Origin of the sequence: Flavobacterium sp., from assembly GCF_043780635.1 — a bacterium.
In the GTDB taxonomy this organism is placed as follows: domain Bacteria; phylum Bacteroidota; class Bacteroidia; order Flavobacteriales; family Flavobacteriaceae; genus Flavobacterium.
Genome location: NZ_JAYWCK010000076.1, coordinates 1 through 8,310 on the forward strand (window position 1 = coordinate 1; position 8,310 = coordinate 8,310).

An 8,310-nucleotide genomic window follows, 5' to 3' on the forward strand; every position below is an offset into this window, starting at 1 on the left:
AAAAAAATCCGTGCCGAAATCGGAACGGATTTTAATTTTTTAAGAAAATAAGATTAAACAGTTAAAACACCGTTTTCAGTTCCTGCAAATTCATTCCATTTGAAAGAATCCGCTTCGCTTTCGTTAACATAAGCACCATCAATTAGATACTTGAATTCGTATGATGCATCTTTTGATAAATCAAAAACACCTTTGAACGTTCCGTTTTTCAATTTTGACAATTCACCTTCAGCTGGATTCCAATTATTAAAATCTCCAACTACTGAAGCTGAATTTGCTTCTTTTGCTTCTACCGAAAATGTAACTTTACAAACCGGTTTTGTTTTTATAACTTGTTTCTTTATTGACATAACTATTTCATTTTTAATATTATGGGGCAAAGAAAACAAATTCTATTGAACATTCAATAGCGGAGATGAAGTTTTAGGAGTTTGACAAAAACAATCTTAAATTTTAGATGTATTCGTATATTTTATTGGTAAAAATTTATATATTCAAAATAGGAAAACGTTTTCTCTTTGAATAATCTTGGATTAAAAATAATAGAATTTCAAAAATAATTTTATCTTTATAATCAAAATCTTGCTTTATGGAAAAAGAACAACACGAATTATATGAATATGCCAGAAAAAGATTAAACCAGAAAAAAGCACTCTATTTCCATTTCGTTTTATTAATTTTAGGTAGCATATTTTTGTGTATTGCCAATCATTTTTTAATTTTTGGATTTACTTTTAACTGGTCCATTTGGGTAATTACATTTTGGCTTTTCCTATTTATTTTGCATTTTATAAAAGTATATATTACGGATCGTTTTATGAATAAAAAATGGGAAAGAGAACAAGTTGACCGCCTTGTTGCCCAACAACAAAGAAAAATCGATCAGTTGCAAACACAAATAGAGGATGAAACTTCTAAAAAACCACTATAGAAAATGATTATTATCATTGCGGCTGTTGCCGAAAACAATGCATTGGGTAAAAACAATGATTTACTTTGGCATTTGCCTAATGACTTCAAGAGATTCAAGGAAATCACTTCCGGACATCACATCATTATGGGAAGAAAAACATTTGAAAGTTTTCCAAAACCGTTACCAAACAGAACTCACATTATTATTTCACGTCAAAAAGACTATCATCCCGAAGGCTGCATCGTCATGGAGAACCTAGAAAAAGCCATTGCTATTTGTCCGAAAAACGAAGATTCATTCATTATAGGCGGCGGCGAAATTTACACACAATCCATTCCTTTAGCAGATCAGCTTGATATTACACGCGTGCATCATTCGTTTGAAGCTGATGTTTATTTCCCGGAAATAGATTCCAAAATTTGGGAATTAACTTCCGAAACATTTAATCCAAAAGATGAAAAACATCTTTATGATTATACTTTTCAAAAATACACTCGGAAAAAATAAAATTTATTATCCAATAATCTAGTTTACCTTTGCTTCAAATTTTAGAAAATGTCAAAAAACATAACACCTTATAAAGATTCTACTTTAAGCAAAAAAGAACAGGTCGCCTCAATGTTCGATAACATTTCTGGTAATTATGATAATCTTAATCGGGTTATTTCGTTCGGAATTGATATGAAATGGCGCAAAAAAGTCTTGCAAATTGTGTCTAAATCAAATCCAAAAACAATTCTGGATATTGCAACCGGAACGGGAGATTTGGCTATTTTGATGGCGCAAACTAATGCTGAAAAAATTATTGGATTGGATATTTCAGCTGGAATGCTGAAAGTGGGGCAGCAAAAAATTCTGGATAAAAATTTGTCTAAAAGAATAGAAATGGTTTTGGCCGATTCAGAAAACATGCCTTTTCAAGACAACTATTTTGACGCTATTACTGTAGCTTTTGGAGTTAGAAATTTCGAAAATCTAGAAAAAGGATTAGCTGAAATTCTCAGAGTTTTGAAACCAAACGGTGTTTTTGTCATCCTAGAAACTTCGGTTCCGGATAAAACACCATATAAACAAGGTTACACTTTTTATAGTGAAAACATACTGCCAATTATTGGAAAATTATTTTCAAAAGACAATGTAGCCTACGGTTATCTGTCAGAATCAGCGGCGGCTTTTCCTTATGGTGAAGCTTTAAACAATATTTTAAAAAAAATTGGGTTTATAGATGTAGTTTCATTGCCACAAACATTTGGCGTGGCTACAATTTATTCAGCTTCCAAGAAATAATATGAGAAAAATCGTTGTTTTAATTTTATTACTCATAGCCATAAAAGGACAGGCACAGAATCCTAATAAAATATTTAGCAGGGATCCTATTATTAATTTGGAAAATTTTCAAAAACAAAAACTTTATTTTGGCTTTTTTCTCGGTTTCAATTCTTATGATTTCAAAATAGATTACAAAACGGTTAGCCAAGACATTCTGGTTGACAAAACCACCGGTTTCAACGTAGGACTCATCGCTGATTTGAAACTTCAAGAATACATTCGCTTACGATTTGAACCCGGATTATATTACACACAGAGAAATTTACATTACCCTGCAAGCTATTTTCCGACAACACCTACACCTTCAGACATGCTTAGAGAAGTGAACAGCACTAATCTTCATTTTCCCATATTGCTTAAGTTTTTATCGCTTAGAACAGGCAATGTAAGACCCTATTTATTGGGCGGAGTTTCGGCAACATTAAATTTGTCCAGCAATTCAAAATCCATTGATGATAATTACGAACAACGTTTCAGGGTAAAACCCTGGACAACAAATTATGAGATTGGTTTTGGCATTGATATTTTTTCGGAATATTTTATATTTTCTCCTTCTATAAGAGGTGTTTTTGGAATCAATGACGAATTAATTCGCGATAATGACCCTAATAGTCCTTGGACTGGCAATATTGAATCGATGAAAACAAGAGCGGTTTTTATCAATTTTGCTTTCCACTAAAAGAAGTTTGCAGTGTTCAGTTGTCAGTGTTCAGGATGTTGCACTACTTAAAAAGTGGTCAGTGGTCAACTAGTAAAGCCAAAAAACGCAATTGAAAACTGAACACTGAACACTGATTACTGAACACTGATCACTCGACGAAACTCACTTAAAATAATTGCTGTCGCAGTGGCAACATTCAAACTTTCGGTTTTTTGTATAGTACCAAAACGGGGAATTGTAAGTCTGCTTTTAATTAGTTTCTCAAGTTCATGTGAAATTCCATTGGCTTCATTGCCCATAATAATAATTCCTTCTTGAGGCAATTCCGTTTTATAGATATTATTTCCGTCCATAAAAGTGCCGAAAACAGCTAATTTGGTTTGGCTGACAAAGTTTTCCAAATCAAGATAATTTACGTTGACTCTGGCAATGGAACCCATTGTGGCCTGAACCACTTTTGGATTATAAATATCCACTGTTTCTTTGGAGCAAATTAATTGAACAATGCCAAACCAGTCGCACATTCGCAATATTGTTCCTAAATTTCCCGGATCGCGAATGGAATCAAGCGCAAGAATCAATCCGGATTCAATAATTTTTTTCTCAGTTGGGATTTTAAATACTGCCAAACAAGTATTTGGTGTTGCCAAAGCGCTGATTTTTTTTAAATCACTTGGATCGACAATCACTTTTTCAACATTCGAAACTTGTTCAAAATCATTTTGGGTCGTGTATAAATGAACCAACTCAAAATTGGATTCCAGTAATTCCTGAATTACTTTTATGCCTTCGGCAAAAAACATCTGATTGGTAAATCGCTGTTTTTTTTGCTGTAAACTCGTTATAAGTTTTATTTGGTTTTTACTAAGCATAAAATAATGTACTTTTGAATTAAATATTTAAGAACACTTGAAAAAGATTAGCACAAAAATAGCAACATTTATTCTAATTGGAATAATTATCTCAGCTTGTGATGCTGTGAAAAGAGTTCCAGATGGCAAACAACTCCTAACTAAAAATGACATTTTAGTAAATGACAAAGCCACAAAGGATGATGATGTTATCAATCAGTTGTATCAAAAACCAAACTCCACCCTCTTGGGCTATCGATTGCGATTGAATTTATTTAATCTTGCTAATCCAAATCCTGACTCATCATATCAGGCCAAATTCACGAATCATCCCGGAAAATACGAAAGAGAATCAAAATGGCTTTCGGCAAAACAGGTGGATAGACTTGGACAATCTTTCTGGTATCACGGAATACACGACTTCTTAAAGAAAACAGGCGAACCGCCTGTAATTGTTGACACAGCGAGAACTCAAAAATCGATTTTAAGATTAAAATACTATTATTTTAACAATGGTTTTTTTAATGTGAAAGCAAAATACAAAGTAGATAGTTTAAGTCAAAAAAAGGCCAAAATTAAATACACTGTTACTACCGGAACTCCTTATTTGTTAGACACATTAACAACTACAATTCACACCCCTGTTTTGGATTCAATGTATCGGACCAAAATATCGAATACCTTTATAAAATCAGGGAATCAATACCAAACCAAAGATTTCGACAGTGAAAAAGATCGAATTAATACTTATTTTAGAAACAATGGTGTGTATAATTTTCAGCCTAATTATGTGACTTTTGATTTAGATACCCTAAACAACAATAAAAAGGTAAATGTTAATTTGATTATTGACGATTATTCCTATCAGGATAATGATACCACTAGAACAAGGCCTTTCAAAATATATAAAATTAGTGATGTCAACATTTACACTGATTATTCGGCTGCCAATAATAATTTAAAAATTACTGACAGTACATCGTATAATAATTTCAATTTATACAGCCATTCCAAATTAAAATACAAACCAAAAGCAATAACTGATGCCGTATTTATAACAAAAGGAGGTTTGTTTGCTGATTATAAAACCGTTTTAACAACACGTTATTTGAATAATCTTAAAATTTTCAATTATCCAACTATTTTATATGAAGTAGATAAAAGAGATACGACAGCCCAATCGTTAATTGCAAAAGTCTATTTGTCTCCTCGAAAAAAATACAGTTTTAATCCTACGCTTGATGTAACTCATTCTAACATTCAAGACATTGGAATTGCAGCAAGTGTTTCTGGAACCATAAGAAATATTTTTAATGGAGCGGAAACATTAGAAGTTGCCGGACGCGGAAACATAGGTTCATCAAAAGATTTAGCAAATCCTGAAAGTAAATTTTTCAATGTCTCTGAATATGGAGTTGATGTGAAACTGAATATTCCCAGAATATGGTTTCCTGTGGCTACTGAAAAAATCATTCCAAAAAGTATGATTCCCTCGACACTGTTGTCAAGCGGTTTAGCTACTCAAAAAAATATTGGTTTGGATAAACAAAATTTTACTGGCGCTTTGGGTTATAATTGGACTCCAAAAAGGAATAATACCGCTCGTTTAGATCTTTTTAATGTACAATATGTTCGAAATCTAAATCCTGAAAATTATTTCAACATTTATGAATCCTCCTATACAGCTTTAAATGACATTGGAAAAGTGTATACCGTAAATCATCCTGAGTATTTTGACGTAAATGGAAATTTAAAAATAGAAGAAGGCACAAGCGGTTTTACCAATGATGTTTTGTCCGGAACCACTGCTCTCACACCAGCAGATGCTGATTATAAAACCGTGAGCAGCGTTGAAGAACGAAGAGTCAGATTAACTGAAAACGACTTTATTCTGGCCACAAGTTATTCGTTTTCAAAAACAACTAAAACGGATTTACTTGACAACACGTTTTATCTTTTCAGAACAAAAATAGAATCAGCAGGTTCGCTGTTATCATTAGTGTCAAATGCAGCAAATCTTCCTAAAAACCAGAATGGTAATTATGAGATTTTCAACATAGAATATTCAGAATATATAAAAACAGAATTTGATTATATTAAACATTGGGATTTAACAAAAGAAAAAGTTATAGCATTTAGAAGCTTTTTCGGCATTGCCATTCCTTACGGAAACTCAAATAACATTCCTTTTTCAAGGAGTTATTTTGCCGGAGGTTCAAATGACAATAGAGCTTGGCAACCTTATCGTTTAGGTCCAGGAAGTACTGGAGCAGTAAATGATTATAATGAGGCAAATATGAAAATCGCAGTAAGTGCCGAGTTCCGATTTAAAATATTAGGAAGTGTGAAAGGCGCTTTATTTGCTGATGCCGGCAATATCTGGAACGTATTTGATAATATTACTGATGAAAGAGCCACTTTTAACGGTTTAAAAGATTTAAAAGAAATGGCTTTAGGCACTGGATTTGGGTTAAGATACGACCTGAGCTTCTTCGTAGTCCGATTTGATTTGGGTTTTAAAACCTTCAATCCTGCCAATGAAGTGGGCAAACAATGGTTTTACGATTACGATTTCGCACATTCTGTTTTTAATTTTGGAATAAATTATCCTTTCTAATGCTAATTAATTCTTATTTTTGCAATCTGAAAAACAACTTTTATCAACAACTAAAAAAATTACGATGGCACACAATATCAAACCGGGCGTAGCTACGGGAGACCAAGTACAAGAAATTTTTAACTATGCGAAAGAAAAAGGATTTGCAATTCCTGCAGTAAATGTTATTGGTTCAAGCACAATAAACGGAGTTTTAGAAACTGCAGCAAAACTAAATGCACCAGTTATTATACAATTTTCGAATGGTGGAGCACAGTTTAATGCTGGAAAAGGACTTTCTAATGCAGGTGAAAAATCAGCTATTGCTGGCGCAATTGCAGGAGCAAAACACATTCATACATTAGCTGAAGCTTATGGCGCAACAGTAATTTTACATACTGACCATTGCGCAAAAAAATTATTGCCGTGGATTGATGGTTTATTGGATGCTTCTGAAAAACATTTTGCTGAAACAGGAAAACCATTATTCTCATCTCACATGATTGATTTATCTGAAGAGCCTATCGAAGAAAATATCAAAATTTGTAGTGGTTATTTAGCTAGAATGAGCAAAATGGGAATGACATTGGAAATCGAACTTGGAATTACAGGTGGTGAAGAAGATGGAGTTGACAACTCAGACGTTGATAGCTCAAAATTATACACACAACCTTCTGAAGTATCTTATGCTTACGAAGAATTATTAAAAGTTAGCCCACGTTTTACAATTGCCGCTTCTTTTGGTAATGTTCACGGTGTTTACAAACCAGGAAACGTAAAATTGACTCCAAAAATCTTAAAAAATTCTCAAGATTACGTTCAAAATAAATTCAACACAGGACCAAACCCTGTTGATTTCGTTTTCCACGGAGGTTCAGGTTCTACATTAGAAGAAATCAGAGAAGGAATTAGCTATGGTGTTGTAAAAATGAATATTGATACAGACTTGCAATTTGCATTTGCTGAAGGTATTCGTGACTTTATGGTAAACAACATTGATTATCTAAAAACTCAAATTGGAAATCCAACTGGCGCTGATGCTCCAAACAAAAAATATTACGATCCAAGAAAATGGTTGCGTGAAGGTGAAGTTACATTCAACACAAGACTTGAGCAAGCATTTGCTGACTTGAATAACGTGAATACTTTATAAAATTGTTTACAGTTTAATGTTTAAAGTTGAGCAACTTAGAACTTTAAACATTAAACTAAAAAAACTAAAATTATGGCTTGGTTTAAAAGAACAACAAAGGGAATTACAACCGCTACCGAGGACAAAATGGATGTTCCAAAAGGGCTTTGGTACAAATCGCCTACTGGAAAAGTTATTGATGCCGATGAATTAGCTCGGAACTTATATGTAAGTCCAGAAGATGATTTTCACGTAAGAATTGGAAGTAAAGAATATTTCGAAATATTGTTTGACAACAATGAATTTGTAGAATTAGATGCAAAAATGACTTCAAAAGACAGCTTGCATTTTGTGGATACCAAAAAATATTCGGATCGTTTGAAAGACACTATTGCCAAGACCAAATTGAATGATGCGGTTCGAACAGGAGTTGGAAAATCGAAAGGAAAAGATTTAGTGGTTTGCTGTATGGATTTTGCCTTTATTGGTGGTTCTATGGGAGCTGTGGTGGGTGAAAAAATTGCACGCGGTATTGATTATTCTATTAAAAATAATGTGCCGTTTGTGATGATATCCAAATCAGGTGGTGCCCGAATGATGGAGGCTGCTTACTCGTTGATGCAGTTGGCAAAAACTTCTGCAAAATTGGCGCAGTTGGCTGAAGCTAAAATTCCGTATATTTCTTTATGTACTGACCCAACGACTGGCGGAACTACAGCTTCTTATGCTATGCTTGGTGATGTAAACATTTCTGAGCCAGGTGCTTTAATTGGTTTTGCAGGTCCAAGAGTTGTTCGCGATACTACTGGAAAAGATTTGCCAGAAGGT

9 protein-coding genes are annotated in these 8,310 nt (G+C 33.5%); 7 read left to right on the forward strand and 2 right to left on the reverse strand.

Translation table 11 applies throughout. From position 1 onward, the window contains the following. Positions 1 to 53: 53 nt before the first annotated feature. Entirely contained in the window at positions 54 to 350 is a 297-nt protein-coding gene (locus ACH2BV_RS07365) for an isoamylase early set domain-containing protein (protein ID WP_395050080.1), read from the reverse strand. A gap of 239 nt (positions 351 to 589) precedes the next feature. Here ACH2BV_RS07365 and ACH2BV_RS07370 point away from each other — a divergent pair, with 239 nt between their 5' ends. From ACH2BV_RS07370 to ACH2BV_RS07385, 4 genes are read left to right on the forward strand one after another with little or no spacing between them, the layout of a single operon-like run. Beyond that, complete coding sequence (locus tag ACH2BV_RS07370; RefSeq protein WP_395050081.1) at positions 590 to 931, forward strand: 2TM domain-containing protein; 342 nt, start codon at positions 590 to 592, stop codon at positions 929 to 931. Between the two features lie 3 nt (positions 932 to 934). Continuing rightward, on the forward strand, positions 935 to 1,420 hold the full coding sequence (locus ACH2BV_RS07375; protein ID WP_395050082.1) for a dihydrofolate reductase: 486 nt from the start codon (positions 935 to 937) through the stop codon (positions 1,418 to 1,420). A gap of 48 nt (positions 1,421 to 1,468) precedes the next feature. Further along, the gene (gene ubiE / locus ACH2BV_RS07380) at positions 1,469 to 2,200 is read left to right on the forward strand and encodes a bifunctional demethylmenaquinone methyltransferase/2-methoxy-6-polyprenyl-1,4-benzoquinol methylase UbiE (RefSeq protein WP_395050083.1); all 732 of its coding nucleotides are present in this window, start codon (positions 1,469 to 1,471) and stop codon (positions 2,198 to 2,200) included. A gap of 1 nt (position 2,201) precedes the next feature. Further along, positions 2,202 to 2,921 (forward strand): porin family protein, encoded by a 720-nt coding sequence (locus ACH2BV_RS07385; RefSeq protein WP_395050084.1) that lies wholly within the window; start codon positions 2,202 to 2,204, stop codon positions 2,919 to 2,921. Between the two features lie 116 nt (positions 2,922 to 3,037). On the opposite strand, the gene ACH2BV_RS07390 is transcribed toward ACH2BV_RS07385, so the two are convergent. After that, entirely contained in the window at positions 3,038 to 3,775 is a 738-nt protein-coding gene (locus ACH2BV_RS07390) for a TrmH family RNA methyltransferase (protein ID WP_395050085.1), read from the reverse strand. Between the two features lie 37 nt (positions 3,776 to 3,812). Between ACH2BV_RS07390 and ACH2BV_RS07395 the strand changes: the two genes are divergently transcribed. From ACH2BV_RS07395 to ACH2BV_RS07405, 3 genes are all read left to right on the forward strand, one after another. Then, entirely contained in the window at positions 3,813 to 6,371 is a 2,559-nt protein-coding gene (locus tag ACH2BV_RS07395) for a BamA/TamA family outer membrane protein (RefSeq protein WP_395050086.1), read from the forward strand. A 64-nt stretch (positions 6,372 to 6,435) separates the two neighbouring features. After that, positions 6,436 to 7,503, forward strand: coding sequence for a class II fructose-bisphosphate aldolase (fbaA, locus tag ACH2BV_RS07400; RefSeq protein WP_395050087.1), 1,068 nt, complete (start codon positions 6,436 to 6,438; stop codon positions 7,501 to 7,503). Positions 7,504 to 7,575: 72 nt separating this feature from the next. Beyond that, positions 7,576 to 8,310 (forward strand): acetyl-CoA carboxylase carboxyltransferase subunit beta (locus ACH2BV_RS07405; RefSeq protein WP_395050088.1); only part of this gene is annotated, 735 nt, incomplete at its 3' end.

Bases quoted from the DNA above. Each gene is read 5' to 3' on its own strand.
- ACH2BV_RS07365 (WP_395050080.1), bottom strand. From the start codon at position 350: ATGTCAATAAAGAAACAAGTTATAAAAACAAAACCGGTTTGTAAAGTT.
- ACH2BV_RS07370 (WP_395050081.1), top strand. From the start codon at position 590: ATGGAAAAAGAACAACACGAATTATATGAATATGCCAGAAAAAGATTA.
- ACH2BV_RS07375 (WP_395050082.1), top strand. From the start codon at position 935: ATGATTATTATCATTGCGGCTGTTGCCGAAAACAATGCATTGGGTAAA.
- ubiE (WP_395050083.1), top strand. From the start codon at position 1,469: ATGTCAAAAAACATAACACCTTATAAAGATTCTACTTTAAGCAAAAAA.
- ACH2BV_RS07385 (WP_395050084.1), top strand. From the start codon at position 2,202: ATGAGAAAAATCGTTGTTTTAATTTTATTACTCATAGCCATAAAAGGA.
- ACH2BV_RS07390 (WP_395050085.1), bottom strand. From the start codon at position 3,775: ATGCTTAGTAAAAACCAAATAAAACTTATAACGAGTTTACAGCAAAAA.
- fbaA (WP_395050087.1), top strand. From the start codon at position 6,436: ATGGCACACAATATCAAACCGGGCGTAGCTACGGGAGACCAAGTACAA.